Annotated in this window: 26 protein-coding genes, 4 tRNA genes, 1 other RNA gene and 1 pseudogene; 10 read left to right on the forward strand and 22 right to left on the reverse strand. The window is 49.3% G+C overall.

Going from position 1 to position 26,415, the window contains the following annotated elements; translation table 11 throughout:
* Positions 1-17: 17 nt before the first annotated feature.
* On the reverse strand, positions 18-659 hold the full coding sequence (locus A4G20_02330) for a glutaredoxin, GrxB family (protein ID QIW16831.1): 642 nt from the start codon (positions 657-659) through the stop codon (positions 18-20).
* 145 nt (positions 660-804) lie between these two features.
* On the opposite strand from A4G20_02330, the gene A4G20_02335 reads away from it, so the two are divergent.
* Both A4G20_02335 and A4G20_02340 read left to right on the forward strand, forming a co-directional pair.
* A complete protein-coding gene (locus A4G20_02335) occupies positions 805-2,262 on the forward strand; it encodes a molybdate ABC transporter ATP-binding protein ModF (protein ID QIW15259.1) in 1,458 nt (485 codons plus the stop codon).
* Positions 2,255-2,953, forward strand: coding sequence for a tRNA (adenosine(37)-N6)-methyltransferase TrmM (locus A4G20_02340; protein ID QIW15260.1), 699 nt, complete (start codon positions 2,255-2,257; stop codon positions 2,951-2,953). The genes A4G20_02335 and A4G20_02340 overlap by 8 nt, the downstream gene beginning before the upstream one ends.
* Positions 2,954-3,060: 107 nt before the next feature.
* On the opposite strand, the gene A4G20_02345 is transcribed toward A4G20_02340, so the two are convergent.
* The 13 genes from A4G20_02345 to A4G20_02405 form a co-directional block, all read right to left on the reverse strand.
* Positions 3,061-4,353, reverse strand: a complete 1,293-nt coding sequence (locus tag A4G20_02345) for a phosphate regulon sensor histidine kinase PhoR (GenBank protein QIW15261.1) — start codon at positions 4,351-4,353, stop codon at positions 3,061-3,063.
* A 9-nt stretch (positions 4,354-4,362) separates the two neighbouring features.
* On the reverse strand, positions 4,363-5,055 hold the full coding sequence (locus A4G20_02350) for a phosphate regulon transcriptional regulatory protein PhoB (protein QIW15262.1): 693 nt from the start codon (positions 5,053-5,055) through the stop codon (positions 4,363-4,365).
* Positions 5,056-5,253: 198 nt separating this feature from the next.
* Positions 5,254-6,009 carry a phosphate ABC transporter ATP-binding protein gene (locus A4G20_02355; protein ID QIW15263.1) on the reverse strand — a complete coding sequence of 252 codons (756 nt, stop codon included), beginning with the start codon at positions 6,007-6,009 and terminating at the stop codon, positions 5,254-5,256.
* Positions 6,010-6,023: 14 nt separating this feature from the next.
* On the reverse strand, positions 6,024-6,878 hold the full coding sequence (locus A4G20_02360) for a phosphate ABC transporter, permease protein PstA (protein ID QIW15264.1): 855 nt from the start codon (positions 6,876-6,878) through the stop codon (positions 6,024-6,026).
* Between the two features lies 1 nt (position 6,879).
* Positions 6,880-7,830 carry a phosphate ABC transporter permease subunit PstC gene (locus A4G20_02365; GenBank protein ID QIW15265.1) on the reverse strand — a complete coding sequence of 317 codons (951 nt, stop codon included), beginning with the start codon at positions 7,828-7,830 and terminating at the stop codon, positions 6,880-6,882.
* 124 nt (positions 7,831-7,954) lie between these two features.
* On the reverse strand, positions 7,955-8,992 hold the full coding sequence (locus A4G20_02370) for a phosphate ABC transporter substrate-binding protein PstS (GenBank protein ID QIW15266.1): 1,038 nt from the start codon (positions 8,990-8,992) through the stop codon (positions 7,955-7,957).
* 92 nt (positions 8,993-9,084) lie between these two features.
* The gene (locus A4G20_02375) at positions 9,085-9,783 is read right to left on the reverse strand and encodes a phosphate transport system regulatory protein PhoU (protein QIW15267.1); all 699 of its coding nucleotides are present in this window, start codon (positions 9,781-9,783) and stop codon (positions 9,085-9,087) included.
* A 99-nt stretch (positions 9,784-9,882) separates the two neighbouring features.
* The gene (locus tag A4G20_02380; protein QIW15268.1) at positions 9,883-10,509 is read right to left on the reverse strand and encodes a dTMP kinase; all 627 of its coding nucleotides are present in this window, start codon (positions 10,507-10,509) and stop codon (positions 9,883-9,885) included.
* Positions 10,509-11,537, reverse strand: a complete 1,029-nt coding sequence (locus A4G20_02385; protein QIW15269.1) for a cell division protein YceG — start codon at positions 11,535-11,537, stop codon at positions 10,509-10,511. The genes A4G20_02380 and A4G20_02385 overlap by 1 nt, the downstream gene beginning before the upstream one ends.
* Before the next feature lie 93 nt (positions 11,538-11,630).
* Positions 11,631-11,706 (reverse strand) — tRNA-Lys (locus tag A4G20_02390).
* Positions 11,707-11,722: 16 nt separating this feature from the next.
* A tRNA-Lys gene (locus tag A4G20_02395) sits at positions 11,723-11,798 on the reverse strand.
* A gap of 19 nt (positions 11,799-11,817) precedes the next feature.
* A tRNA-Lys gene (locus tag A4G20_02400) sits at positions 11,818-11,893 on the reverse strand.
* A 22-nt stretch (positions 11,894-11,915) separates the two neighbouring features.
* Positions 11,916-11,991, reverse strand: a tRNA-Lys gene (locus tag A4G20_02405).
* Between the two features lie 344 nt (positions 11,992-12,335).
* On the opposite strand from A4G20_02405, the gene A4G20_02410 reads away from it, so the two are divergent.
* Both A4G20_02410 and A4G20_02415 read left to right on the forward strand, forming a co-directional pair.
* Positions 12,336-12,839 carry a hypothetical protein gene (locus tag A4G20_02410; protein QIW15270.1) on the forward strand — a complete coding sequence of 168 codons (504 nt, stop codon included), beginning with the start codon at positions 12,336-12,338 and terminating at the stop codon, positions 12,837-12,839.
* A gap of 39 nt (positions 12,840-12,878) precedes the next feature.
* Positions 12,879-13,286, forward strand: a complete 408-nt coding sequence (locus A4G20_02415; protein QIW15271.1) for a hypothetical protein — start codon at positions 12,879-12,881, stop codon at positions 13,284-13,286.
* Between the two features lie 30 nt (positions 13,287-13,316).
* On the opposite strand, the gene A4G20_02420 is transcribed toward A4G20_02415, so the two are convergent.
* Complete coding sequence (locus A4G20_02420) at positions 13,317-14,141, reverse strand: 2,3,4,5-tetrahydropyridine-2,6-dicarboxylate N-succinyltransferase (GenBank protein QIW15272.1); 825 nt, start codon at positions 14,139-14,141, stop codon at positions 13,317-13,319.
* Positions 14,142-14,293: 152 nt separating this feature from the next.
* Here A4G20_02420 and A4G20_02425 point away from each other — a divergent pair, with 152 nt between their 5' ends.
* Positions 14,294-14,608: a hypothetical protein gene (locus A4G20_02425; GenBank protein ID QIW15273.1), complete on the forward strand. Its 315-nt coding sequence runs from the start codon at positions 14,294-14,296 to the stop codon at positions 14,606-14,608.
* A gap of 3 nt (positions 14,609-14,611) precedes the next feature.
* Entirely contained in the window at positions 14,612-15,106 is a 495-nt protein-coding gene (locus A4G20_02430) for a 4-hydroxyphenylacetate 3-monooxygenase, reductase component (protein ID QIW15274.1), read from the forward strand.
* Between the two features lie 94 nt (positions 15,107-15,200).
* Here the strand turns inward: A4G20_02430 and A4G20_02435 are convergent, their stop codons facing one another.
* Both A4G20_02435 and ssrA read right to left on the reverse strand, forming a co-directional pair.
* The gene (locus tag A4G20_02435; GenBank protein QIW16832.1) at positions 15,201-16,235 is read right to left on the reverse strand and encodes a ribosome biogenesis GTPase RsgA; all 1,035 of its coding nucleotides are present in this window, start codon (positions 16,233-16,235) and stop codon (positions 15,201-15,203) included.
* A 69-nt stretch (positions 16,236-16,304) separates the two neighbouring features.
* Positions 16,305-16,669: a transfer-messenger RNA gene (gene ssrA, locus A4G20_02440) on the reverse strand.
* Positions 16,670-16,782: 113 nt separating this feature from the next.
* Between ssrA and A4G20_02445 the strand changes: the two genes are divergently transcribed.
* Together A4G20_02445 and A4G20_02450 are read left to right on the forward strand one after the other, a co-directional pair.
* Positions 16,783-17,715, forward strand: a complete 933-nt coding sequence (locus A4G20_02445; protein QIW15275.1) for an RNA polymerase factor sigma-32 — start codon at positions 16,783-16,785, stop codon at positions 17,713-17,715.
* 434 nt (positions 17,716-18,149) lie between these two features.
* A complete protein-coding gene (locus tag A4G20_02450) occupies positions 18,150-18,761 on the forward strand; it encodes a transposase (GenBank protein QIW15276.1) in 612 nt (203 codons plus the stop codon).
* Between the two features lie 105 nt (positions 18,762-18,866).
* Here the strand turns inward: A4G20_02450 and A4G20_02455 are convergent, their stop codons facing one another.
* Entirely contained in the window at positions 18,867-19,538 is a 672-nt protein-coding gene (locus A4G20_02455) for a ribulose-phosphate 3-epimerase (GenBank protein ID QIW15277.1), read from the reverse strand.
* A 151-nt stretch (positions 19,539-19,689) separates the two neighbouring features.
* Positions 19,690-20,994 carry a 16S rRNA (cytosine(967)-C(5))-methyltransferase gene (locus A4G20_02460; GenBank protein QIW15278.1) on the reverse strand — a complete coding sequence of 435 codons (1,305 nt, stop codon included), beginning with the start codon at positions 20,992-20,994 and terminating at the stop codon, positions 19,690-19,692.
* An 89-nt stretch (positions 20,995-21,083) separates the two neighbouring features.
* On the opposite strand from A4G20_02460, the gene A4G20_02465 reads away from it, so the two are divergent.
* Both A4G20_02465 and A4G20_02470 read left to right on the forward strand, forming a co-directional pair.
* A complete protein-coding gene (locus A4G20_02465; GenBank protein QIW15279.1) occupies positions 21,084-22,289 on the forward strand; it encodes a ribosomal oxygenase in 1,206 nt (401 codons plus the stop codon).
* Between the two features lie 254 nt (positions 22,290-22,543).
* On the forward strand, positions 22,544-22,921 hold the full coding sequence (locus A4G20_02470) for a ribonuclease P protein component (GenBank protein ID QIW15280.1): 378 nt from the start codon (positions 22,544-22,546) through the stop codon (positions 22,919-22,921).
* 317 nt (positions 22,922-23,238) lie between these two features.
* Here the strand turns inward: A4G20_02470 and A4G20_02475 are convergent, their stop codons facing one another.
* From A4G20_02475 to A4G20_02485, 3 genes and pseudogenes are all read right to left on the reverse strand, one after another.
* Positions 23,239-24,066 (reverse strand): exodeoxyribonuclease, encoded by an 828-nt coding sequence (locus A4G20_02475; protein ID QIW15281.1) that lies wholly within the window; start codon positions 24,064-24,066, stop codon positions 23,239-23,241.
* Positions 24,067-24,162: 96 nt separating this feature from the next.
* Positions 24,163-25,265, reverse strand: a pseudogene (locus A4G20_02480) (DNA replication/repair protein RecF).
* 44 nt (positions 25,266-25,309) lie between these two features.
* Positions 25,310-26,413 carry a DNA polymerase III subunit beta gene (locus A4G20_02485; GenBank protein ID QIW15282.1) on the reverse strand — a complete coding sequence of 368 codons (1,104 nt, stop codon included), beginning with the start codon at positions 26,411-26,413 and terminating at the stop codon, positions 25,310-25,312.
* Positions 26,414-26,415: the final 2 nt, after the last annotated feature.

Genomic DNA, 26,415 nt, shown 5'->3' on the forward strand with positions numbered 1-26,415 from the left:
GGATCAGTGCCTTTTTCTTAGATAGCCTGGCCACTAAACAAGGCCACGCCCGTCCGCTTGCTCATGTCTTCCACATAAGCCTGAAGTTTGGCAGGGAAGCTCAAGCCCTTGACGGCCGTGAGGCTACGCAGGGTTGGGAAGACCAAAATATCTTCAAGGGAAAGGCCTTGGTTGAGGCTGCCCTGGCCCAGCATCAGGCCTTCCAGCTCGGCCAAGTCTTGGTCTACTTGCGCTACCAATTCAGGGGTTTGGGCCATAAGGCCTGCAAAATCGCCGAACCGCTCTGTCTTGCTTTCAATATAGTAGCGTTTGGCCGATGGGCTTTGGTGTTCTGGCAGGTTGAGTTCGACCGAACGAGGAATATAGAGCTGGAAGACATAGCCCATTTTATCAGCCCAGGCCTGGACAGCTGGGCGAACCTGGTCAGTCAAGAGGGGCTGGCCGGACAAGCCATCAACATAAGACACAATATCCAAACTTTCAGGCATAACTTGCCCATGGTCAGTTTCTAAAATCGGCACAGTTTTCTTGCCTACCAGCTTGACAGGCAAATCATCATCTTGCTGCAAGATAACCAATTCCACCGGCAGGTTTTTCAGGCCAAAAATCATTCTGGCCCGCACGCAGAAGGGGCAGCCTTCGTAAATATAGAGTTTCATATAAGCTCCTTGGTTTTGCAAAAAATGGGCGGTTTTCCCCGCTTGTCGGTCGCCATCATAGGCCGAGCAGGCGGGAAAGGCAAGCCACCATAATGACAAGCCCGCCCAGCTTGGGTAGAATGAGGCAAAAACAAGAGGAGTAGCCATGAGCATTTCTATCCAGCAAGCACAATTTCCCCTGAAACAGAAGGCCTTTCAAATCGAGAGCCTCCAAATCAACCCCCAAGACTACTGGGTGGTGGTTGGCTCCAACGGCTCGGGCAAGTCCCTCCTGGCCCAGATTTTACAGGGCAAGATCCCGCCTGCAAGCGGGCAGTTTTCCTCTACTTTTTGCAAGATTGCCTCGCTAACCTTTGAGCACCAGCAAAAGATGCTGGAGGCCATTTTTAATGATCGCAATAACGATGCCGTCAGCCCTGATGATTTCGGTTGGACAGCCGAGCAGGTTATTCTCCACCTCAATCCCCAGCTAGACCTGGCCCGTTTTTATGCCCAAGAGTTAGGCATTGAACACCTGCTCAATCGCCCCTTTATGCAGCTTTCCACCGGCGAGAGCCGCAAGGTACTCTTCTGCCAGCTCTTGGTCAGCCAGCCCGATTTACTGATTTTAGATGAGCCCTTTGAGGGCTTGGATCAGGCCTCTGTCGCCAAGTGGCAGGCACTTTTTGCCCAACTTTCCCAGAAGATGGCCTTAGTGCTGATCGTGAATCGCATGGGTGATATTCCCCCAGAGGCCAGCCACCTGGCCCTCTTGGACAATCTCCAGATTATCCTCCACGGGGAGCGGGAGGCGGTGCTGCAGGACAGCCTCTTCCAACAGCTGCAATATGCCGAAGAAGCAGTGAATGTGCCCCTGCCCCAGGCGGCCGCCCCCCTTATCCAACTGCCTGCGGGCCAGGCTCCCTTTGAGCTTAAGGACGTGACCATTCAATATGGCGACAAGAAGATTATTGACGGCCTGTCCTGGCGGGTGGAGGCCGGCCAGCACTGGTGGATCAAGGGGCCTAACGGGGCGGGCAAGTCCACCCTGCTGTCTATTTTAAGTGGCGATCACCCCCAGGCCTTTGCCAACCATGTAGTCCTTTTCGGCCGACAACGGGGGTCGGGCGAAACCATTTGGGACATCAAAAAGCATATCGGCTATGTCAGCAGCCAGCTCCACATGGACTATCGGGTCAATTGCTCGGCCTTAGATGTGATTATTTCCGGCTTTTTGGACTCCATCGGGGTCTATCAAAAAGTGCCTGAAGCCCTGCAAATCAAGGCTCGGGAATGGTTGGCTCGTTTAGGCCTAGAAGCCCTGGTCAAGAAGCCCTTCCGCTCCCTCTCTTGGGGCCAACAACGCCTGCTACTCATTACCCGGGCCATGGTCAAACATCCGCCTATTCTGATCTTGGACGAACCCCTACAGGGCTTGGATGGCCTCAACCGCAAGGTGGTCAAGCAGTTTATCGCCCAGTTAGTTGAAAATTCCCAAACCCAGCTGCTCTTTGTTTCCCACCAGGATCAGGACGCTCCAAGTTGCATTACCCACCTCTTTGAGTTTGTCAAAGCAGGGGAAGGCTATGTCTATCAGCAGTCGGAATGGAAAAATCATGTCTAAGGGCTTTCAGTTCAAGCAGTTTTTTGTGGCCCACGACCAAACGGCCATGAAGGTCAATACTGATGGGATCTTGTTGGGAGCGATTGCGGATATTCGAGAGGCCAAGCAGATCATTGATATGGGTACCGGCACGGGCCTGATTGCCCTGATGCTGGCCCAGCGTTCAGCAGACGATTGCCAAATCACCGCCCTGGAACTAGAACCCAAGGCCTATAAGCAAGCGGTGGAAAATGTGGCAAATTTTGCAAAGGGTAGGCAGAAGATAAGGGTGATTCAGACCGATGTTTTGAATTTTGAGCCTGAGCAAAAGGCGGACTTGGTGGTGGCTAACCCGCCCTATTTTGCCCATTCACCCAAGAGCCGAAGCCTAGAGAGAGACCTGGCCAGACAGGCCTGCCAAAGCCATTTGGACTGGCTCAATCAAGCCCAAGGCTGGCTTAAGCCCAATGGCAAAATCAGTCTGATCTTACCTTATGAGGCGGGAGAGAACCTCTTGGCCCAAACGGATTTGGCTTGTATTGAGCGTTGGGAAATCAGCACCAAGGCCGGCCAAGCCCCCAAGCGTTTGGTCCTGACCTTTAGCCCCCAGCCACAGGCCCTTGCTATCCGGCAACTGACTATTTATGACCAAGCCAATCAATATACGCCCCAGTTTAGAGCCTTGACCAAGGATTTTTATCTGAATATGTAATTTGACCTGGCCTAGTCAAATTTACCTTTGATGGCGCCAGCCTCCAGGCTGGTGCCTGAATATTGATGAGTTATCAGCACCAGCCTAGAGGCTGGCACTATCAATACTTACACAATCAAAGGCAAGGTAACCGCAAAACAAGAACCCTTGCCCACTTCACTTTCAATTTCCAATTCCGCATTGTATTTGGCTAGGGCGAACTTTGTGATGGCCAGGCCTAGGCCGGTGCCGCCGTTTTGGCGGGAGCGGCTGTTGTCCACTCGGTAGAAGCGTTCGGTCAGCCTTGGGATATGTTCAGGGGCGATGCCGACACCGGTGTCTTGCACGCTGAAACGGGCTTGTTTGTCGCCTTGGCGTTCTAAGCGAATGGTGATTTTGCCTTGTTCAGGTGTGTAGCGAATGGCGTTGAAGACCAAGTTACTCAGGGCGCTGTGTAGCTCATTTTGAATGCCGTAGAAGGTCAGGTCTGGGGCGATGGTAATCTCAAAAATATGCTGTTCCTTGGAGAGATTGCGGCCTTCCTGGGCAATTTCTTTAACCAATTCAGATAAATTAAAGGATTCAAAGGGCTGAACACCACCCTTTTCCAGGCGGGAGAGCATGAGCAGATCAGACAGGACGCTGAGCATTCTCTGCCCTTCTTGACGCATCAGGCTGATAAATTGTTGCTGCTGGGCCGCAGGCAGGTGCGGATTGTCGGCCAGGGTTTCTAGGAAGCCGTTGACCACCGTTAGGGGCGTGCGGAGTTCGTGGGAAACGTTGGCCACAAAGGCCACTTGGTTGGCGTCAATCTGGCGTTTTTCACTGATGTCTTGGGTGACTAAAAGTTCGTTTCGGTTTTCAAACTTAAAGCGTTCCACCCGAATGGTACGGGGCATAAAGCCACCATTGGGCAGGGAGATTTCCACTACAAGCGGGGCAGATGGCCCTCTTTTTTGCAAAAATCGCTGGAAGTCGGGCTGGCGAACCAGGTTCTGCAAAATGCCGTTTTGGTCGTCTTGCACATTGAGATTAAGGTGCTTGGCGGCCAGTTTGTTAAACCATTCCAGGCGGCCTTCTTGATTGAGAATCAGCAAGCCATCAGGCACGGCTTCGGCAATGCGGTTGAAGCGGTCTAGGCTGGCGCTGATCTTAAATTTCTGCTTCTTGCTTTCCTTGGTTTGGGCCAGGAGTTGGCTGAAGATATGATCCCACACGCCCACGCCTTCTAGGCTCTGTTTAGGGTCTTTAAGCCACTTGATAAGCTGGGCCAGATAGCGCAGTTGCAGGCCAATCCAGCCGGCTAGGGTCAGGCTGATGGCTACCCACATAGCGTAAGCACCCGAGGCCAGATAGGCAATGCCGCCCACAAAAACTAGGGCCAGCCCTAAGCGGAGCAGAACAGACAACAAAATAGACATAGGCATTCCTTATTCTTTGGCGCTGAAGCGGTAGCCCGATCCTCGCACTGTTTGCACCCACTTGTCCAGCCCGCAGACTTCAAGGGCCTGACGCAGGCGGCGGATATGCACGTCCACCGTGCGTTCTTCCATAAAAACGTGATCGCCCCAAACTAAGTCTAAGAGCTGCTGGCGGCTGTAAACCCTGTCGCTGTGGGTCATAAAAAAATGGAGCAGCTTAAATTCGGTCGGGCCAATGCTGATGGGTTGCAGATCATATTGGAGGAACTTGTTTTCAGGGTCAAGCTGCAAGCCCTCAAAGCTGATGGCCTGTTGAGTTTTGTGGGGGGAATGGCGGCGTAGCAGGGCCTTAATGCGGGCGACCAGCTCCCTTGGTGAGAAGGGCTTGGTCACATAATCGTCAGCCCCGATATTTAGCCCCTGTTCCTTGTCTAGCTCCTCCGAACGGGCGGTCAGCAGAATGATGGGCAGGTCTTGGGTGCGTTTATCATTCCTCAAGTGCTTGGTTAGCTGCACGCCTGACATATTCGGCAGCATCCAGTCTAGAAGTGCCAGGGTCGGTAATTCTTGCTGAATTAGGGTCAGGGCCTGCTCGGCACTCTCGGCCGTTTTTACCTCAAAGCCTGCTTGCTCTAGGGTAAATTGAAGCAGCATGGTGATGGCGACTTCGTCTTCAACAACTAAGATGGTGGCTTTGGTCATTTTATTCTCCTTATACTTCGCTCCCCCGCTTGCGGGGGAGCTGCCGAAGGCTGAGGGGGGATTGTAGCGAAGCTACAAGAATACAAGCGGTAAAATTTTTAAGAAAATTTGCAAATTTCTAAATATTTTGCCCCGCTTGCTGCTAGCTTTCCCCCACCCTAACCCTCCCCCGCAAGCGGGGGAGGGGATCAGATTAGTTTAGCCAAACTTCCCAGTAATATAATCTTCGGTTTCCTTGCGGCTTGGTTTGGTGAAGATCTGTTTGGTTTTGCCGATTTCGACCAGCTCGCCCAGGTACATATAGGCCGTGAAGTCGGACACACGGGCGGCCTGTTGCATATTGTGGGTCACAATGGCGATGGTGTAGTCGTTTTTCAGCTCAGTGATCAGCTCTTCAATATAGGCGGTTGAAATCGGGTCTAGGGCGGAGGTCGGTTCGTCCAAGAGCAAGACTTCGGGCTGGTTGGCAATGGCTCGGGCAATGCAGAGCCGCTGTTGCTGGCCGCCTGAAAGGGAGTTGCCCGATTGCTTGAGCTTGTCCTTGACCTCGTTCCAGAGGGCAGCTTTTTTCAAGGCCCATTCCACACGGTCGTCTAGCTCGCTGCGGCTGAGGTTCTCATAAAGTTTGACCCCGAAGGTCACGTTATCGTAAATGGACATAGGAAAAGGTGTCGGTTTTTGGAAAACCATGCCCACCTTAGCTCGTAGGAGGTTGAGATCCACATCGCTGTCTAAGAGGTTCTTGCCATCTAGCAGTAACTCGCCCTCGGCCCGCATACCAGGGTAGAGGTCGTACATACGGTTGAAGGTGCGAAGGAGGGTGGATTTACCACAGCCTGACGGGCCGATAAAGGCTGTCACGCTTTTTTCGGCGATGTCCACGTTGATGTTTTTCAGGGCGTGGAAGTCGCCGTAGTAGAAATTGAGTTGGCGGGCGGAAATTTTGCTATTCATCTTGTTTTCCTTTTCTAGTGTTTCTTGCGGCCTAAGATACGGGCGGCGATGTTGGCCAATAAAACGGTCAGGGCAATTAAGAGCGCACCTGTCCAGGCCAGGGACTGCCAGTCTTCATAAGGGCTCATGGCGAACTGGTAGATCACGTTAGGCAGGTTAGCCAGGGGCTGGTTCATGTCCGAGCTGAAGAACTGGTTGTTAAGGGCCGTAAAGAGCAGCGGGGCCGTTTCACCTGAAATGCGGGCAAAGGCTAGCAAGACACCAGTCAGCACGCCTGTTTTGGCCGACTTGAGCGAGACCATCATCACCATCTTCCACTTAGGCGTACCTAAAGCATAGGCGGCTTCCCGCAGGCTGTTTGGCACCAGTTTGAGCATATTTTCCGTGGTACGCACCACCACAGGAATCACCAGGAGGGAAAGGGCCAAGGAGCCTGCCCAGCCTGAGAAATGGCCCTGCTGCACCACGATAATGCCGTAGATAAAGAGGCCAATCACGATAGACGGTGCGGACAGCAAGATATCGTTCATAAAGCGAGTGAGTGCCGCCATCTTGCTTTTGCCGCCAAATTCGGCCAGGTAAATGCCGGTTAAGATTCCAATGGGCGTGCCGATAAAGAGGCCGAAGAAGGTGATCATGAGGCTGCCCCAAATGGCGTTACGCAGGCCGCCTTCCATACCTGATGGGAGAGTGTCGGCACGGAAAACCTGCATACTGAGGCCACTAAGCCCCTCACCAAAGAGGGTGTAGAAAATCCAGCCCAACCAAAAGAGGCCAAAGCCCATCATAACCCAGGCCAGGGTCAGGGAAATGCGGTTGGTCCACTTGCGGCGGCGGTATAAGGCCGCATTCATATTGTGTTTTTGCATCTTAACGCCCCTCTTTTTGGCCCATTTTGAGCAACATAAGTTTAGAAATACAGAGCACCACAAAGGTAATAATAAAGAGGATTAAACCTAGGTAAAGCAGGGAGGACAGGTGCATTGGATCGACCGCCTCGGCAAATTCATTGGCCAGGGCAGAGGTAATGGACACGCCCGAGTTGTTGAGGCTGGCACTGATGTTGAAGGTGTTGCCGATAATAAAGGTCACGGCCATGGTTTCGCCCAAGGCACGGCCCAGGCCTAAAATAATGCCGCCGACCACGCCCGCCTTGGTGTAAGGCAGAACGATATGGCGAATAACCTCCCAGCGGGTGCTGCCCAGGCCGTAAGCCGATTCTTTGAGCATTGGCGGGGTGACTTCAAACACATCCCGCATCACCGAGGCGATAAAAGGGATAATCATAATGGCCAAGATCAGGCCTGCTGGAAACAACCCAATCCCCATCGGAATGCCTTGGAAAAGCACGCCAATCAGCGGAATATGGCCGAATTGTTCAATCATAAAGGGCTGGATGGTTTCCGAGAAAATAGGCGCAAAAACGAACAAGCCCCACATACCGTAGATGATAGAAGGAATACCAGCCAAGAGTTCCACCGCAATACTAAGCGGGCGGCGCAGGAAGGTTGGGCAGAGTTCGGTTAAGAAAATGGCAATGCCAAAACTGACTGGCACGGCAATAAGCAGGGCGATGGCGGAGGTGACTAGTGTGCCGTAAATGGGCGCCAGCGCACCGTAATTACCCTGCACCGTGTCCCAATCGCTGGAGGTAAAAAAGCCAAAGCCGAACTGCTGCATACTTGGCATGGCCCCGATGATAAGCGAAACCAAGATGCCACTTAGGCTGATAAGCACTAAAAAGGCAAAGAGGCGGGTGGTGTTGATAAACAGCAGATCCCACAGGGCTTGGCGCTTTAGTTGATGATGAAGTTTGTCCATATTTGCAACTTTTTTGAAGAAACTAACCGCTTGTGATTAGCTGAACTTGATAGCGCCAGCGTCCTCGCTGGTGCTAATACGTTTGAGGCACCAGCGAGGACGCTGGCGCCATCTTTACAAGAACTTAATAAACCTTCTGCCCCTTGTCGTCGGCGATTTGTTTCCACTCATCACGCACAAGGTTTTTCACGCTGTCTGGCAGAGGTACATAGTCCAATTTCTGGGCTTGTTCGTTGCCCTTATTGTAGGCCCAATCGAAGAAGTTGAGCACGGTTTTGGTGTTTTCTGCCTTAATAGCGGTTTTCGGCACCAAGATAAAGGTGGCGGCGGCTAATGGCCAGGCCTCTTCAGCAGGTTGGTTGGTTAGCACCAGGCTAAAGCCCTTCACGCCCTTCCAGTCCACATTGGCAGCAGCCGCAAAGCTGGCTTGTGATGGTTGAACAAACTTGCCGGCCTTGTTTTGCAGTTGAACGTGGGACATGGCATTTTGTTTGGCATAGGCATATTCCACATAGCCGATGGAGTTTTTCACACGGTTTACATAAATAGACACACCCTCGTTACCCTTGCCTGCGGCACCCGTGGCAGAGGTGGCCCATTTCACCGTGTTGGCCGCACCTACTTGGTCTTTCCAAGCTGGGGAAACCTGGCTGAGATAGGTGGTGAAAATAAAAGTGGTGCCGGAGCCGTCAGAACGGAAAACGGTGGTGATTGGGGCATCTGGCAGTTTCAGATCTGGGTTGAGGGCGGCGATTTTGCCATCATTCCAGCGGGTGATCTTGCCCAGGTAAATTTCAGCCAAGAGTTCGCCGGTCAGCTTTAACTCGCCTGGCTTAATGCCTTCGACATTGACCACTGGCACCACGCCGCCAATCACGGTTGGGAATTGAACAAGGTTATTTTTCTCTAAATCTTCACTTTTCATTGGGGAGTCAGTCGCCCCGAAGTCCACAGTTTTGGAGACGATTTGCTTCACGCCACCTGATGAACCGATAGACTGATAATTCACACGATTGCCTGTTTCTGCTTGGAAGCTCTGCGCCCACTGGACATAAATCGGTTGTGGGAAAGAAGCACCCGCACCTGTGACATCAACTGCCTTGGCAGTGGTGGTAAGGGCAAGGCCTGCAAGGAAAGCAATACTTAATTGACGAAGTTTCATAGGTTTTCTCCTGATTGTTTGGCTGATTTTTCAGCCTCTACAAGATAACAAATCAATATTACAGAAAGATGACAGTTTGAAATATTTCTGTTTTAAGCCAAATCTTGTTTGAGCTGGTCTAACTGCTTGTGGCGAATATCCACGCCCCGCACCAGATAAACCACGTGCTCGGCCACGTTTTTGGCGTGATCGCCAATGCGTTCAATGGCCTTGTTGATCATCATTACATCAATCCAGGTGCTGATGCTGCGAGGATCTTCAATCATATAGCTGATGAGAATGCGGGCTTGGTTACGGTAGTCGGTGTCAAGTTTGTGATCGGCCTCGGCAATTTCCAGCACGGCGGTTTCGTCTAGGCGGGCAAAGGCATCCAAGGCACGGCGCAGCATTTGCACGGTCATCTCGATTAGGCGGTGGGTGTCGTAAAGGCCAGTGGTAGAAATGCGGTTGTTTTGCAGGAGATCGTGGAGGTATTGGGCGATTTTTTTCAGTTCATCGCCAATCCGCTCCAAGTCCACAATCACACGGCTGACCGCCAACACAAAACGCAAATCGCCTGCGGCAGGCTGGCGGCGGGCGATGATGGTTTGGCAATGGTCGTCAATTTGGACTTCAAAATCGTTGATGATACGGTCAGCCTCAATTACATCGGCTAAAAAACCGACTGAACCCTGGTTAAGGGACTGCTGAACCCGCTCTAATTGTTGCTCAACCAAGCCGCCCATTTGCATGACTTCGCTGCGGACACTTTCGAGTTCTTGGTTGAAATGAGATGAAATATGTTTTGCCATAAATGCTCCTTAAAAAGTAGGAGCAGTGTAGCAGATAAATGTGACAGAAATATGACAGAGTGAAATATATTGAGGTAGGGTGCGGTTTACCGCACCGTTTTACGCTTGATTAGCCAACCAGCCCTCAACCTCTTCCCGAATTTGTTGAGAAACCAGCCCAATGGGTTGTGCGGCATCAATCAAAATGGCCTTGGGATTGGCCTCAACCAAGGCCAAATAACGGGCTCGGGTGCGGTGGAAGAAATCGATATGCTGCTGTTCAATCCGATCCAGCGCCCCTCGGCCCTTGGCTCGTTCCAAACCAATAGCAGGATCTAAGTCCAAATAGAGGGTAAGATCAGGCTCAAAGCCATCTAGAATAACTGATCCAATTTGCTCTACCAAGGCTTGTAGCCCCCGTCCTCCGCCCTGATAGGCCTGGCTGGAGAGATCGTGCCTGTCGCCAATTACCCACTTGCCTGAAGCTAAAGCAGGTTGGATGACGGTTTCAACCAACTGAGTACGGGCAGCATACATCATCAGGACTTCAGCCTTGTCGGTGGTGTGTTCCCCATCCTTGCCCTCCTTCCAAAGGCTGCGAAGTACCTCCGCAATGGGCGTGCCGCCTGGTTCACGGGTGGTAATAAAGTCGATTTTGTGAGCTTCTAGCACCTGGCTAACCACTCGCACCGCATTGCTCTTGCCGGCCCCTTCCAGGCCCTCAATCGTGATAAATTTTCCCTTCATTATTTTGCCTTATTGTTTTCTCGGTACCATTTTAAATAGGCCTGCACCGCCCGATTATGTTCGGCCAAGGTGCGGCTAAACTTGTGCCCACCCGTGCCATCTGCCACAAAGTAGAGGAAGTCGGTTTGGGCAGGCTGGGCCACAGCCTGAATAGAAGCCGCACTAGGCATGGCAATAGGGGTTGGCGGCAGGCCGTCAATCACATAAGTGTTATAAGCCGTGGCCTCTTGTAAATCTTTTTTACGGATATTGCCATCATAGCGGTCGCCCATGCCATAAATAACTGTTGGATCGGTCTGTAATTTCATTTTGAGTCTCAAGCGGTTAATAAAAACTGAAGCCACCTGTGCCCGCTCGTGAGCCAAGCCTGTCTCCTTCTCCACAATGGAGGCCAGGATCAGCATTTCATAAGGGTTGGCCAGTGGCAGATTGTCTGCCCGCTTGGCCCAGGCCTCTTCTAGGGTTTTAAGTTGCTTTTGGTAGGCCCGTTTAAGCAGGGCCAGATCGCTGGTATGGGGCACATAGCTGTAGGTGTCAGGGGCTAGCCAACCTTCGATTTTTTCATGGGCAATGCCCAGGGCTTTTGCAAGTTCTGCCTCCGATCTGCCCGCTTGGGTTTGATCTAAATAAGGGGCCTTGGCCAGCTGTTCCTGCCAATTTTTGAAGGTTCTGCCTTCAATAAACTGGACGGACAGTTGCACTTCCTTGCCGCTGTTTAAATGCGCCAAGAGATCCTGGACGGTCTGGATATTGTCCAAGGAATAAACACCGGCACGGAACTTGCTGTATTCAGGTTTGAGGCGGATAAAGTAGGGCAACCAATCGCTATGTTCTTTAATAATGCCTTTTTCAGCTAGAAGATTGGCTAATTTAAGGCTGGATGTGCCTTTTTCGACCACAAGAAATTTATCTTCAGGAGGGTAAACTATTTGTTGGCCAAAGGCCTCAAGTTTTTGGTAGGCATAAAAACCAAATCCTGCAAGTAAGAGCAGCAGGGTAAAAAAGAAGGAAAGAAGTTTTTTTAGCATATAGGAAAAATCATTAGAAGATTAGGCTTTCACTATAACAAACAAGCGGGGAAATTTTTAGAATTTTTTACAAAATAAGGCTAGGGATTGAGCTGGTGGGTCGTGAAGGGCTCGAACCTTCGACCTACGGATTAAGAGTCCGCTACTCTACCAACTGAGTTAACGACCCGAGAGAGTAGTTTAAATGGTGGGTCGTGAAGGATTCGAACCTTCGACCAACGGATTAAAAGTCCGCTGCTCTACCGACTGAGCTAACGACCCTAAAAGGGAATTTCTAAAGTGGTGGGTCGTGAAGGATTCGAACCTTCGACCAACGGATTAAAAGTCCGCTGCTCTACCGACTGAGCTAACGACCCTTTAGAAAGGCTCGCAATTAAGTGGTGGGTCGTGAAGGATTCGAACCTTCGACCAACGGATTAAAAGTCCGCTGCTCTACCGACTGAGCTAACGACCCTTAATTGCGTAACGGAGGCATATAATACGGATTTTTAGGCCTTAAGCAACCTTTTTTTATGGAAATCCGTTTGATTGCATAGTTTGCAAGCGATTTGGTTGGATAAGAGGGTTTTCGTGCTATGGGGTATTTTGCCTCTAAACAAATTTTAGTCTATTCCTTGACTTTATAGGCTAATTTCAGTATTTTTAATCCCAGTGGAGATTCGCTACCAGAAGTGCGAGACTTAAAAGTGGAGATTCGCTGCCAGAAGTGCGAGACTTAAAAGAGGTGCTTCGCTGCCTTAATGCGAGCTTTAAAAATAACAAAAGAGAGCATAATGCTCTCTTTTGTCATATATAGAAATGAGAAAGAGAAATTTAAAGCTGTATCATATAAATGGAGATTATGTTAATTACCTCAAATCATTCGATAGTCATGTTCAACATAACTATGATAGTGAAAGGAATCAAAAACCTTATGTAGGTATTGTCTTAAGCGTGAACGGTAAGCACTATTTTGCTCCTCTTACTTCACCGAAAGAAAAACACCTTAAGATAAAAAACTCAGATCCTACAACCTTTAAAATTAAAGATAATACTAAATTTTATGGTTCAGTCTTGCTGAACAATATGATACCTGTGAAAACCTGCCATTTAATTGCCTTTGATATTTCTGAGATTAAGGACCTAAATTATAAGAATCTTCTCAACAGAGAATACCAAATTATTTCAAAAAATGAAACTCTTATTAGAGCTAAAGCAAACACGTTATACAATTCCGTGATTTCTAAATCTAATGCTTATTTTTGCAAGGTTTCGTGTGATTTTCAGCAATTAGAAATCGCTTGTGATCATTATTCAGAGTAAGTTCTAGAAAAGCCTCTGCCTCGCTATAGTGGAATATCTATGATTAAAAATAAGGCGCACAATATCAGGGGGAGTATGAAATTAGTTTTTGACTGTTATCTTAAAGATAACAATTTGGAACCAACTTGTTATTCTTTAGAAGAAAACGAACTTAATCCTTTAACTGGCTATCTGACAGATACCACAGGGGGAAGCTATGGAGAGTATTTGAAGTTTCTAAAAAAATCTTTAGATATATTAAATGATGATGAAAAAGATATTGACATCTCATCAAACTCATGGGGAGTTAATGTCTTTGATACATATGTGGAAATATATTTTTTGTACGATGAAAACAATGAAAACTATAAATTAAAGATGAACAAATTCGCTTTTTCAAGCATTATAAATGAATGGATTTTATTTTTACAAGAAAAAGGATTTGATACTAATCCCATCCAAGATTAAAAAGGGGCGAATATAATTCGCCCCTACAAATTACTCATCAATCGAACGTAAAAGTTCGTTAATGCCCACCTTACCACGGGTTTTGGCATCCACTTTTTTCACGATAACCGCACAGTAGAGGTTGTACTTACCGCATTTAGACGGCAGGCTGCCTGATACCACAACCGATCCCGCTGGCACACGGCCGTAGTGGATTTCGCCGGTTTCACGGTCGTAGATCTTGGTGGATTGGCCGATGAACACGCCCATGGAAATGACCGAACCTTCTTCTACGATCACGCCTTCCACGATTTCAGAACGGGCGCCGATAAAGCAGTTGTCTTCGATAATGGTCGGGTTGGCCTGGAGTGGCTCTAAAACGCCACCGATGCCCACGCCGCCTGAAAGGTGAACGTTTTTACCGATTTGAGCACAAGAACCCACGGTGGCCCAGGTGTCCACCATGGTGCCTTCGTCCACATAGGCACCAATGTTGACATAAGATGGCATAAGCACGGTATTTTTGGCAATGTAGGCCCCTTGGCGAACTGTGGCAGATGGCACGACACGGAAGCCTTCTTCTTTGAAACGGGCTTCATCGTAGGCAGCAAATTTAAGCGGAACCTTGTCGTAGTAGTTGGTTTCTGCCCCATCAATGATTTGGTTGTCACGGATACGGAAGGAGAGCAGCACCGCCTTTTTCAGCCATTGGTGAACCACCCAGTCGCCACCCACTTTTTCGGCCACACGCAGCTCGCCGCTGTCTAGTTTGAGCACGGCTTCTTCAATGGCAGCTTTGGTCGCAGCATCAACCGTATTTGGAGTAATGTCTGCACGGATTTCCCATGCAGCTTCGATGATAGATTGTAAAGACATTTGAACTTCCTTTTGGGTATAAAAAAATGATGGACTTTTTAACACACAACAGCGATCATTTCTAGCTATTTATGCAAGCGGTAGATTTTGTCAGAAAATTTGCAAAAAAACGACTAATTTATACCCCTTGTTGAGCTGATAGAGAGAAAAACATGACAACAAAATTAACTCCCGATGAAGCCATTGATCTGGCTTACGATATTTTCTTAGAAATGGCCGGCGAAAATCTGGATCCTGCCGATATTTTGCTCTTTAACCTGCAATTTGAAGACCGTGGTGCGGTGGAAATGGTGGAAACCAGTGAGGACTGGGATCAGGAAATCGGCACCCTGATTGACCCTGAGGCCTTCGCCGAGGTTTGGGTGGGCTTGGTTAATGATGAGGATGTGATGGACGATGTCTTCGCCCGCTTCCTTATCTCCCACGAGGCGGAAAACCGTGAATATCATGTAATTTGGAAGGAGTAAGTGATGGCTGAAATCAATCAATTCGCCCAAGATTTTCGCAATGCCATGGCTCATTTGTCTTCGGCGGTCAGCATTGTGACCAGCCAAGGCCCTGCCGGCAAGGTGGGCCTGACGGTTTCCTCGGTCTGTTCGGTGACCGATTCGCCGCCAGCCCTGCTCTTTTGCGTGAACCAGTCCAGCGATCTGCACGACATCATCAAGACCAATGGCAAGGTCTGCATTAACGTGCTTAACCATGAGCAAGAGGAACTGGCCAAGCACTTTGCTGCCATGCTCAATTCCAGCATGGACGAGCGTTTTTCCTGGGATATCTGGAATGAGGGAAAGGACGGCCAGCCCGTTTTAAGAGAAGCGATTTCCGCCCTAGAAGGCCAGATTATCGACAGCCACACAGTGGGCAGCCACAGCATTTTTATCGTGCGATTAAGCCAAATTGATGTCGCCCCTAAGCCTGGCTTGGTTTATTTTGGCCGGCAGTTTAAGGCGCTTGAGATCTAGCAAGCGGGTTGGAAAAGCGGATTTTTTGCAAAAAAGAAGCTGGAAGATGATTGGTGAGCTTGTCGAACCATAAATCTTCCAGCTTTTTGTTTAGTTATTCCTCTACTCTAAAATGTCGCTGGCTCTTGGTTTCACTGCGGCTTTCAATCAAGCGATGGTAGTTTTCAAAACGGACGGGATCAATCTTGCCCTGCTCCACAGCCTCCCGCAGGGCGCAGCCCGGATCGGCCTTGTGTTTGCAGTCACGGAATTTGCAGGTGCCCAGCACGGCTTGGAATTCCCGATAGCCCTGAGTGATTTGCTCGGCCTCCAAATGCCAGAGGCCAAATTCCCGAATGCCTGGGGAATCAATCAGGTTCCCGCCTTGGGGCAAATGATAAAGACGAGAGGCTGTGGTGGTGTGTTGGCCCAAGCCTGAGTTATCGCTCACTGCCCCCGTCAGGGCATTGACGTCAGGCAGGAGCTGATTGATGAGGCTAGACTTACCCACCCCAGATTGGCCGACAAAAATTGAGGTGCCTTGGGATAAATAACGGTCTAACTCGGCCATATTTTCGCCCGTATTGGCGGATAAGCACAGGGTTTGATAGCCGATTTTTTGGTAAATAGCTAATTGTTCTTCAGCCGCCAAACGCTCGGCTTCATTCAGCAAATCAATTTTATTGAGCACGATCAGGGCTGGAATGCCAGCGTTTTCGCAGATGACCAAGTAACGATCGATAATATTAAGCGACAGGGTAGGCAGGACGGCAGAGACGATAATAATCTGGTCAATATTGGCCGCCATAACCTTAATGCCATCATAATAATCGGGGCGAGATAGCTCATTCTGGCGGGGATAAACCGCCTCAATCACGCCACTAATCCCTTGTAACTGTTCGTTGCCCTGACGCCAAGACACCAAATCCCCCACCACCACATTTTTCAGGGTACGGCGAAGATTGCAACGCACGATTTCCCCGCCAGCAGCCTCCACATCCGCATGCTTGGCATGGCGGGTCACAACCACACCCTCTTGCGCCTCTCCCAACATCTCATCCTGCCATTCCAGCTCTTTTTTATGGATTTTCTTATGGTGGTTGGACTGGATCCGCCGCTTTTGGTTTTGGGTTAGTTTAGGTTTGCTCAAGGGCTTGTTCTCGTTGGCTAAAGCTAGATAAGAAAAAAGCCTTGAAATAATTTCAAAGCCTTTAGAATTTGGTGGAGCTGGGGGGAGTTGAACCCCCGTCCGAAATCACTCAACCTTCAGTACTACACGTTTAGTCAGTCTTTAATTTCACCTAAGCATGCGGACAGACACGCTAAACTTAGGCTAGTTTGATTCAATTTAGTGCTTCGATCCTCAAACAGCGGCTTCCACACGATCTCGTTTGGGTTTGACTCCGCTTGATCCCCGTCTTACGAGCGAAAGCTGGGGAGCGAAGGCGATGAGCAGGTTATTAAGCTGCTAAAGCGTATTGTTCGTCGTTTGCGACTATTGTTTTGCGGTTTGTTTACGAGGCCTACCGCACCTCGACGTGCACCTTGGGCATCATTAATCCCGTCGAATCCAGAATCAGCCCCAAAAAGTCCTGCGATCCTACTACAAGCGGCTGGCTTTGTAAACTTTTTTGCAAATTTGTACTCTATCTAAATTAGTGTTATAAAGAGCGAATTTTGAGAAGATGAGATAGCCCATGAAAGAAAATCACGATGATGAGATTGAAATCATCGAGCCAGATGAAGTGGAATTGATTGAGACAGACCCGCTAGAACATAAGGCCCTGGCAGCCAATACCCTGCCCATGCCCCAAGGCGGCAACCTGGAAAGCTATATCCGCATGGCCAATCAGTACCCGATTTTAACCCCAGAGCGGGAAAAAGAGCTGGCCGAGCGTTTGTATTATGATGAGGACATTGAGGCAGCTAAAGAGCTGATTATGTCGCATTTACGCTTCGTCATTCACATCGCCCGAGGCTACATGGGCTATGGCCTGCCACTGGCAGATCTTATTCAGGAGGGCAATATCGGCCTGATGAAGGCGGTTAAACGCTTTAATCCTGAAGTGGGCGTGCGGCTGGTTTCCTTTGCGGTCCACTGGGTTAAGGCGGAGATCCACGAATATGTGCTGAAAAACTGGCGGATCGTTAAGGTGGCCACCACCAAGGCTCAACGCAAGCTCTTCTTTAATTTGCGGAAAAATAAACAGCGTTTGGCCTGGTTTAATGAGGAAGAAATCCAGCAGGTGGCCAAGGACTTGGGCGTGTCGCCTGAAGAGGTTAAGGAGATGGAGTCCCGCATGACTGGCCAGGATATGGGCTACGACCTGCCTGTGGGCGATGATGGTGACGATGCCTATGTGCCGTCCATGTACCTGGAGGACAATGGCTCCAACTTTGCTGAAGAAATTGAGGACGAGCAGTACAACGGCCAGGCCACGGCCCAGTTAGCCTACGCCTTGGCTACCTTGGATGAGCGCAGCCAGGACATAATCAAGACCCGCTGGTTAGATGAAGAGAAGGCCACCCTGCAAGACCTGGCCGACAAGTACGGCATTTCGGCCGAACGAGTACGGCAGTTGGAAAATCAGGCACTTAAGAAGATTAAAGAAGCCATTACACTTGAATAAGATCAAGGGGTTGAAATCTTGCAAAAATCTGCAAATTTTCAGGCATATAGGACAAAATAGTTGGTAAAAAGTGGCTTAAAGCCTTATAGTACAAGGCTTTAAGCCCTCTTTTTGAAATATGCACAAAAAACTGTCCTTTCTGCCAACATTCCCCGATCCAGAAGTATGGCAAACAAAATAATGTACAGCGTTACAAATGTCTTAGCTGTAATAAAACATTTACCTTTAAGAATAAATTAGATCCTGAAAAAAATTGGCTTGATTATTCATCTGGAAAACAAACACAAGTACAGTTAGCAGAAAAATATTCTTGCTCTTCTCGAACTATTCGAAGATATTTAGAGAAGCACCCTAAATCCTCCTTAAATAAACCTCAAAATACATACTTGAACTTAATTATTGATACAACATTCTTTCACCGAGATTTTGGTGTAATGGTGTTTATTGATAGCTCTACAAAAAAGGTGGTTTATCACCAAATAGTCAAAACAGAAAAAGATATCTATTACAAGAAGGCCATGAACCGTTTAAGGGAAAGAAATTATATTATTCAATCAGTTACCTGTGATGGGCGTAGAGGCCTCTTAAAAGATTTGTTCAATACACCAACACAGATGTGTCAGTTTCATCTTGTAGCAATCGTAATGAGGGCATTGAGAAAGAAACATCAATCACATGCAGGAAGAGAATTAAAAAGTATTATTAAGACGCTTAAAACCAGCTCTAAAAATGAATTTTATTTAAAAATATATGAATGGAAGAGAAAACACCAGGAGTTTTTAAGTGAACGGTCAGATAAACCAAATGAAAAAGGGAAATACCCTTATAAACATCGAAGTGTAAGAAGTGCTGCTGCGAGTATTAAGCGTTATTATGAATATATTTTTACTTATGAGAAATATCCTGAATTAAATATTGAAAAGACAACAAATAGGATTGAAGGTTTATTTAAGGAACTAAAAGACAAATTACGTCCGCACAGCGGTTTAACAAGAAAGCATAAGATCTTGTTTATACAGGACTTTTTGAACAAAAAGAGTTGGTAAGGATCTGTTAAAATAATCTTTACCAACTTTTTTGTCCTATAGAGGCATAAAGTGCAAAAAGACCAACTATTTTGTCCTATATGCCAATTTTCAACCCCTTGTCTTTTAGATCTTGGCCAGCTCCTGCCGCATTTGGTCGATGACAGCCTTGTAATCTGGCTGGTCAAAAATGGCCGAGCCTGCCACAAACATATCAGCCCCTGCCTGGGCAATCTGGGCAATATTATTGACCTTGACCCCGCCGTCCACTTCTAAGCGGATATTATAGCCGCTCGCATCAATCCGCTTGCGGGCTTCTTTGAGCTTGTCCAAGGTGCTTGGAATAAAGGACTGGCCGCCAAAGCCAGGATTGACTGACATGAGCAAAATCACATCCACCTTGTCCATCACATAGTCTAAATAGGTCAGTGGCGTGGCTGGGTTGAAGACCAGGCCAGACTTACAGCCCTGATCCCGAATAAGCTGGAGGGTGCGGTCGATATGTTCAGTCGCCTCTGGGTGGAAGGTGATGTAATCCGCCCCTGCCTTGGCGAAATCAGGGATTAAACGTTCCACAGGCTTGGCCATAAGATGCACGTCAATGGGGCAGGTGATGCCACAATCCCGTAGGGCCTGGCAGATGGCTGGGCCAAAGGTCAGATTAGGCACATAGTGGTTGTCCATCACATCAAAATGAATCAGATCTGCACCTGCCTCCAGCACCTTTTGGACATCATCGCCCAGGCGGGCAAGGTCGGCAGATAGAATGGAAGGAGCAATTAAAAAGGGTTGTTTCATAGGGCCTCACAACTGAATTCAACACAAAAGGATCGCGCCAGCGTCCACGCTGGTGCGGATAAGCTCTTGATTTATAAGGCACCAGCGTGGAGGCTGGCGCTATCATATTTTAGTGCATACCGTAACACAAATTACTTTTTCAAACTGCGACCTAGATCACGGTTTTGACTAATTTTGCATAGAAGAAACCATCGCCGCCCAGCTCGCTTGGCAAGAATTGTTTTTCCAGCACCTTTTCACCCCCAAAATCCATCTCAACCAGTCGGGCAGTTGGCTCAACCTCCAAAAAACGGGCGATTTGTTGGCTGTTTTCTTCTGGCAAGATGGAGCAAGTGGCATAAAGCAGCACCCCGTTTGGCTTGAGCCTTTGCCAGAGAGCCTTGAGGATCTTGGCTTGCAGGGCGGCCAGCTCGGCAATATCTTCTTCCTTGCGTAGCCATTTAATATCTGGGTGGCGGCGGATCACGCCCGTAGCGGAACAAGGAGCATCCAGCAAAATGCGGTCAAAGAGCAGGCCTTCTTCTAACCATTGGTCAGGCCTTGAGGCATCGCCACAAATGACTTGTGCCTGCTGGCCCAAACGAGCCAGGTTTTCTTCCACCCGCTTGAGGCGGTTAGCCTCAATATCCAGGGCAATCACACGGGCCTGGGGGGCATTTTCCAGAATGTGGGTGGTTTTGCCGCCAGGAGCAGCACAAGCATCTAAAATCAGCTCGCCATTTTGGGCCTCAAGCAGCTTGGCCGACCACTGGGCATGGGCATCCTGCACCGTGGCCCAGCCCTCTGCAAAATGGGGCAGTTGGCTGACGGCCAAGGGTTTTTCCAAAAGCAGGGCGCAATCTGGCAGGCAAGCGGTCAAATCTTGTGGATTTTTTGCAAGTCCCTCTCCCAACAGGGCCTGATAGCCGGCCACCGAACTATGCTGGGGATTAACCCGAATCCACATAGGCGGCTTTTGGTTATTGGCGGCAATAATCTCCCGCCAGTTGGGGTAAACCTTCTTAATCTTGTTCACAAACCAGTCTGGGTGCAGGGTCAGCCAATGTTTATCTGCCACCGCCAGTAGAGCCTCTTTTTCCCGCAGGAAACGGCGCAGCACCCCATTGACCAGGGCCTTGAACTTATCCACCTTTAGGCTATGTGTCGCCTTGACGGCCTCATCCACCACCGCAAAGTCAGGAGAGCGCAGGTAAATCAACTGATAGAGGCTGACCAAGAGCAGACAATGCACCAGGCGGGTCTTGCCCTTAAGCGGCTTTTCTAAGAGCCTCCCCAGCACCTTTTCCAAGCGGGGAAGGACACGGCAGACCCCAAAGGTAATTTCTTGAAGCAGGGGCAGATCCTTGGCTTCCAGCTGGTTTTGGGCCTCGGGCAGGAGGCTGGACAGGGACTTACCCCCATCTAAGACCTCAAGCATAATCTGTGCCGAAAGGGCACGGGCAGAAAGTTTTTTCATTATTTATGTGCTAAAACATTGAGTGATAAAGTAATTTCAGGTAATTTAACAACATTTCCTGCTTAAAAGCAAAGACTAAGGAGCCTCCCATGAATATTCCACTCTGCTTACCTGAAAACATCACGCCTGAACAATTCCTGCGTGACTACTGGCAGAAAAAGCCCCTGCTCATTCGCAATGGCCTGCCGCAGATTGTCGGCCAGTTCACCCCTGAAGACATCATTGACTTAGCTCAGGAAGAGGAGGTAACCGCCCGTTTAATCCAAACCCAACAAACGGCCGAGGGCGAGAAATGGGCGTTGAAACGTAGTCCCTTGGCGGCAGAAGATTTTGAAAACCTGCCTGAACAGTGGTCGGTTTTGGTGCAGAACTTGGAGCAATGGTCGCCTGAATTGGGCGAGCTGTGGCAGGCCTTTAACTACATTCCCCAATGGCAGCGGGACGACATTATGGTCTCCTTCGCCCCAGAAGGCGGCTCGGTTGGCCGCCACTATGATGAATATGATGTCTTCTTAGTTCAGGGCTATGGCCACCGCCGCTGGCAGCTGGGCAAGTGGTGCGATGCCAGCACGGAATTTAAGCCTAATCAGCCAATTCGCATTTTTGATGATATGGGCGAGATCATTTTTGATGAAATCTTAGCCCCAGGCGATGTGCTTTATGTGCCATCCCGCCTTTCTCATTACGGCGTAGCCCAAGATGATTGCTTGACCTTCTCTTTCGGCCTACGCTTCCCCAATGCGGCCGATCTCTTGGAAAATCTTTGCAAGACCCTTGAGCACCAAGGCGAAGTGTTTGAAACCAGCCACTTTCACCTGCCTTTCCGCCTCTCACCAAGCGAGCAACCTAACGCCCTGTTAGACCCTGCTATGGTGGCCAGCTTCAAGGCACGACTGATTGAACTTTTGCAACATTCCGACCAATTTGACCCGCTTTTCACCCACAGTGTGGCAACAGCGGCCAGCACCCGCCGTTATGAACAACTGGAAGTTGAGGGCGAAAATTATCCTGATGAAGTCCAAGAGATCTTAGAAGAAGGCGGTTGGGTACAACAAGATGCCAATGTGAAGATCCTCTACACCGAAAACCCTCTGAAGGTTTATGTCAATGGCCAATGGATTGATGAACTCAACGAGGCCGAGGCCAATCTTCTGGTTCGCATTGCCAATGGCGATGCCATTTCTTGGAACAAGCTGGCCTCCAAGGCTGCCAGCCAAGATGAGTTGGAACTCCTCTTAGACGTGCTGTGCGACTGGCTAGACAGCGGCTGGGTCATTTTAAGAGAAGCAGAGTAATTTCTTTGCTTTTGGCTTGCCTTTTGATTTACAAGCTGTTAGAATTGCGTCCTCTTTTTATGGCTCTTATTTGGTTCTTGAAACCAAGCAATATTTTTAGGTAATAACGATGAAACGTACATTTCAACCTTCTGTATTAAAACGTGCTCGTACACACGGCTTCCGTGCTCGTATGGCAACAAAAAATGGCCGTCAAGTATTAGCACGCCGTCGTGCTAAAGGTCGTAAAAGTTTATCAGCTTAATTTGCATTAAGTGAATAAGCAAAACTTTTCTCGGGAGCTACGTTTGTTAGCTCCCGTTCAATTTAAAGCTGTCTTTGAACAGCCCCTTCGTGCTAGCACGCCCCAACTCTCACTGCTTTCTCGCCCTAATCAACTCAACCACCCTCGTTTAGGTTTAACCGTGGCCAAGAAAAATCTTAAAAGAGCCCACGACAGAAATCGCATCAAACGCATTGTGCGTGAAAGTTTCCGCCAGAAGCAACATGAATTGCCTGCCCACGATTTTGTCTTCCTCACCCGCCCAGGCATTGGCAAATTAGACAACAAAACCCTGTTTGAAACCCTGGAAAAACTATGGCAACGCCACATTCGCCTAAGCAAACAAGAGAACAGCCCAAGATCAGCCTAATGGCTAGACTGGTACTGCTGCCCATTTATTTTTACCGCTATTTCATCAGCCCCCTAATCGGCCCCCGCTGCCGTTTTTATCCCACTTGCTCAACCTACGCTGTCCAAGCTATCCAGATCCATGGGGCTTTTAAAGGCTCTTATTTGGCGCTTAAGCGTATTTTACGCTGTAATCCACTAAGCGAAGGTGGGGAAGACCCGGTACCGCCTAGGTGTGGTTGTCAGGCACCTCAAAAAGAAAAAGGGAAATAACAAGCGGTTATTTCCCCTTAAAAATTTGCAAAAAAGATCTATTTTAGACCCGCTTGTTGTAAATTTCTACCAATCAAACTCCAACAAAATCGGTGTATGATCCTGACGAGGGCCTGAGCTAATCATTTCTGACCGCTTAACCTGATGGGCAACTCGGTTGCTGGTTAGCCAGTAGTCAATTCTCCAGCCCGTGTTTTTGATCTTACTGGTGCGGCTACGCTGTGCCCACCAGCTATACTGATCGGGAATATCGCCGTGAATATGGCGGAAGGTATCGGTAAAACCCTTGGCCAAGAGATTGGTAAAGCCTTCTCGTTCCTCATCGGTAAAACCTGGTGAAAAACGGTTGCTGGCAGGGTTGGCCAGGTCGATTTCCTTGTGGGCAACGTTGTAGTCGCCTGTGGCCAAAACAGGCTTGATCTTATCCAGTTCCGCCAAATAGTTAGCATATTGAATATCCCAAAGTTGGCGGTCAGCCAGGCGTTTAAGCTCATCGCCCGCATTAGGGGTGTAAACTTGGGTCACGAAATAGTGTTCAAACTCCAAGGTAATCATCCGCCCCTCGCTGTCCATGGTGGATGGCGCCCCAATTTCAGGGTAGGTGATGATAGGGTTCAAGTATTTTTTATAGAGGAACATGGTGCCGGCATAGCCCTTGCGAGCCGGCTCAACGGAAGAACGCCAGGTGTTGAGATGATCAGGGAAAAGCTCCTCTAAGATCTCAAGGTGCTTCTTGGTCGGCCCAGTGCTGGCCAGCTTGGTTTCTTGAATGGCGATAATGTCGGCATCTTCTGCGACCAAGGTTTGCAGCACCTGACGGGAAAGCAGAGCGCGGTCGGAATCGCTGGTTAGAGCCGCGTTGAGGGAATCAATATTCCACGAAATTAACTTCATATTTTTCCTTTGTTATCAATCAATCGGGGCGCAGTTTACCCATTCTCAGGCCTGCTTGCTAGGAAAAGTTTTCACTTGCAAAAATAGGGAAAAGTTTTACCGCTTGCTATCTTCCAAGCACTTAATTTGCCCTTGATCTACTTTGAACATCTTGTCCTCTTCGCCCCCCTGCAACCACTGCATTTGGTTAAGTTGCTCGGGGTGATGGCGGTGACAAAAACCTGGGAGCCACTTTGGCGTAGGCGGTGGGCCAAAAGCTCCCGCTTGGTTGGGTCGAGTTCAGAGGCAAAGTCGTCCACCAGAAAGAGGCACTGGCGTTGCTTTTCCTGCATGAGGTATTCGCCCTGAGCCAGCCTTAGGGCGCACATGAGCAGTTTAAGCTGGCCTCGGGAGAGGACATCTTCGACTGGCAGGCCCTGGGCCTTGAAGCGGAAGTCGGCCTTTTGCGGGCCAATCATGGTGTAGCCCATGGCTCGATCTCGCTCAAAGCCCTGGGCTAAAATCTCGGCATAATCTGCCCCTTTTTCCCAGCCTTGATGGAAGCTGACCCCAATTTCTAATTCTGGCAGAAAGAAGCGGCAGGTTTTTTCGATTTCAGGCCGTAGATCCTCAGCATAGGCTGATCTGAGATCACTGACCACTTGGGCCAGGCGGGCCAGTTCCAGATCCCAGGGTTTGAGTCCGGCATAGGTTCTAACTTGATTAAGCGCCGCATTACGCTGCTTGAGCAGGCGTTTGAGGTTGGCCCAGTGGAGGAAAAATTCCTTGTGCTGGTGGAAGAGGCCCCAGTCTAAAAAGGCCCGGCGGTAGGTCGGCCCGCCGTTGAGCAGGGTTAGGCCTTCAGGGGTAATCACCTGCATAGGCAGAAGTTGGGCCAGGTCGGCAATTTTATTACCATCTTCCCCATTGATTTTCAACACCGTATCACCCTGGCGTTTCTTCTGAATGCCCACCGACCAGCTATGCTGGCCCTCGTCAATCTTACCGTGCAGGACAAAATCGTCCTTGTCGTAATGAATAATCCGATTGCTGATATGGCTTTTGAAGGAACGGCCGTGGCCCAGGTAGAAGATGGCTTCCAGCAGGCTGGTCTTGCCACTGCCGTTGTCGCCTACCAAAAAGTTAAACTTGGGGCTGAGATCCAAATCGACATCAGTCAGGTTGCGGAAGTTTTGTATGATCAGGCGGGAAAGGGACATAGGAAATCAGGGTGGGCAATCGCCCACCATTGGAAAAAGACCGATTATAAACGCATTGGCATAATCACATATTCTGCGGTGGAATTGTCGCAGTCCTCAATCAGACAACTGGAGGAGGCATCCACCAGACTGATACGAACCCGCTCACAACGTAGGGTGTTGAGCACATCCAGCAGGTAGCTAACGTTAAAGCCCACTTCCATATCAATGTTTTGGTAGGCCACATCCACGATTTCCTCAGCCTCTTCCTGCTCTGGGTTGTTGGCGGTGATCTTAAGTTGGTTTTGGCTTAAGGCCAAACGCACCCCACGGAAGCGTTCATTGGAAAGAATGGCCGCCCGCACCAAGGCCCGTTTGAGGACTTCGGCTTCGGCCTCAACAATGCGATCGGCATTGCGAGGTAAAACACGGCGGTAGTCTGGGAAGCGGCCGTCAATGAGTTTGGAGGTAAAGACAATCCCGTTCATAGAGACCCGCAGGTTGCTGGTGCCGATTTCTAAACGCACACCTTCATCGCCATTGCCCAAGAGGCGGGCCAGTTCCAGCACGGCCTTGCGGGGCACAATGACTGAATGGCTTGGCAGTTCCTGGCTAAGTGCCATGGTGCAGACCGCTAAACGGTGACCATCGGTAGCCACAGTGCGGAGTAGGTTACCCTCGGTTTCAAACTTCATCCCGTTGAGGAAGTAGCGGGCATCCTGGTTGGCCATGGAGAACTGGGTGGCGTCAATCAGGCGGGCCAGGGTGGCTTGATCCAGATTGAAATCCACTTCAGGCGACCAGTCCATCAAATTTGGATAGTCCTCGGCCGGCAGGGTGGCTAGGGTAAATTTACTGCGGGAGGCCTTGATGAGAGCCTTGTCCTGCTCAAATTGAACCGAAATCAGGCTGTCGTCTGGCAGGCTCTTACAAATATCTAAGAACTTCTTGGCAGGTATTGTAAATTTTCCTGAAAAATCAACCGCTTGTACCAATTCTGCCTGGGTGGTCAGTTCCACTTCCAAGTCTGTTCCTGTGAGGAAAACACGATCGTTTTGCACTTCCACCAAGATATTGCTGATAACCGGCAAGGTCGGGCGGCTACTTAATACGCCACACACCTGTTGGAGGGGTTTGAGCAACTGCTCACGGCTAATAGTAAATTGCATAG

The sequence above is a fragment of the Pasteurellaceae bacterium RH1A genome (assembly GCA_012221805.1).
Taxonomy (GTDB): Bacteria; Pseudomonadota; Gammaproteobacteria; order Enterobacterales; family Pasteurellaceae; genus RH1A.

Coding starts and splice junctions, on each gene's coding strand:
- A4G20_02330 (QIW16831.1), bottom strand. CDS start 659: ATGAAACTCTATATTTACGAAGGCTGCCCCTTCTGCGTGCGGGCCAGA.
- A4G20_02335 (QIW15259.1), top strand. CDS start 805: ATGAGCATTTCTATCCAGCAAGCACAATTTCCCCTGAAACAGAAGGCC.
- A4G20_02340 (QIW15260.1), top strand. CDS start 2,255: ATGTCTAAGGGCTTTCAGTTCAAGCAGTTTTTTGTGGCCCACGACCAA.
- A4G20_02345 (QIW15261.1), bottom strand. CDS start 4,353: ATGTCTATTTTGTTGTCTGTTCTGCTCCGCTTAGGGCTGGCCCTAGTT.
- A4G20_02350 (QIW15262.1), bottom strand. CDS start 5,055: ATGACCAAAGCCACCATCTTAGTTGTTGAAGACGAAGTCGCCATCACC.
- A4G20_02355 (QIW15263.1), bottom strand. CDS start 6,009: ATGAATAGCAAAATTTCCGCCCGCCAACTCAATTTCTACTACGGCGAC.
- A4G20_02360 (QIW15264.1), bottom strand. CDS start 6,878: ATGCAAAAACACAATATGAATGCGGCCTTATACCGCCGCCGCAAGTGG.
- A4G20_02365 (QIW15265.1), bottom strand. CDS start 7,830: ATGGACAAACTTCATCATCAACTAAAGCGCCAAGCCCTGTGGGATCTG.
- A4G20_02370 (QIW15266.1), bottom strand. CDS start 8,992: ATGAAACTTCGTCAATTAAGTATTGCTTTCCTTGCAGGCCTTGCCCTT.
- A4G20_02375 (QIW15267.1), bottom strand. CDS start 9,783: ATGGCAAAACATATTTCATCTCATTTCAACCAAGAACTCGAAAGTGTC.
- A4G20_02380 (QIW15268.1), bottom strand. CDS start 10,509: ATGAAGGGAAAATTTATCACGATTGAGGGCCTGGAAGGGGCCGGCAAG.
- A4G20_02385 (QIW15269.1), bottom strand. CDS start 11,537: ATGCTAAAAAAACTTCTTTCCTTCTTTTTTACCCTGCTGCTCTTACTT.
- A4G20_02410 (QIW15270.1), top strand. CDS start 12,336: ATGAGAAAGAGAAATTTAAAGCTGTATCATATAAATGGAGATTATGTT.
- A4G20_02415 (QIW15271.1), top strand. CDS start 12,879: ATGATTAAAAATAAGGCGCACAATATCAGGGGGAGTATGAAATTAGTT.
- A4G20_02420 (QIW15272.1), bottom strand. CDS start 14,141: ATGTCTTTACAATCTATCATCGAAGCTGCATGGGAAATCCGTGCAGAC.
- A4G20_02425 (QIW15273.1), top strand. CDS start 14,294: ATGACAACAAAATTAACTCCCGATGAAGCCATTGATCTGGCTTACGAT.
- A4G20_02430 (QIW15274.1), top strand. CDS start 14,612: ATGGCTGAAATCAATCAATTCGCCCAAGATTTTCGCAATGCCATGGCT.
- A4G20_02445 (QIW15275.1), top strand. CDS start 16,783: ATGAAAGAAAATCACGATGATGAGATTGAAATCATCGAGCCAGATGAA.
- A4G20_02450 (QIW15276.1), top strand. CDS start 18,150: ATGGTGTTTATTGATAGCTCTACAAAAAAGGTGGTTTATCACCAAATA.
- A4G20_02455 (QIW15277.1), bottom strand. CDS start 19,538: ATGAAACAACCCTTTTTAATTGCTCCTTCCATTCTATCTGCCGACCTT.
- A4G20_02460 (QIW15278.1), bottom strand. CDS start 20,994: ATGAAAAAACTTTCTGCCCGTGCCCTTTCGGCACAGATTATGCTTGAG.
- A4G20_02465 (QIW15279.1), top strand. CDS start 21,084: ATGAATATTCCACTCTGCTTACCTGAAAACATCACGCCTGAACAATTC.
- A4G20_02475 (QIW15281.1), bottom strand. CDS start 24,066: ATGAAGTTAATTTCGTGGAATATTGATTCCCTCAACGCGGCTCTAACC.
- A4G20_02485 (QIW15282.1), bottom strand. CDS start 26,413: ATGCAATTTACTATTAGCCGTGAGCAGTTGCTCAAACCCCTCCAACAG.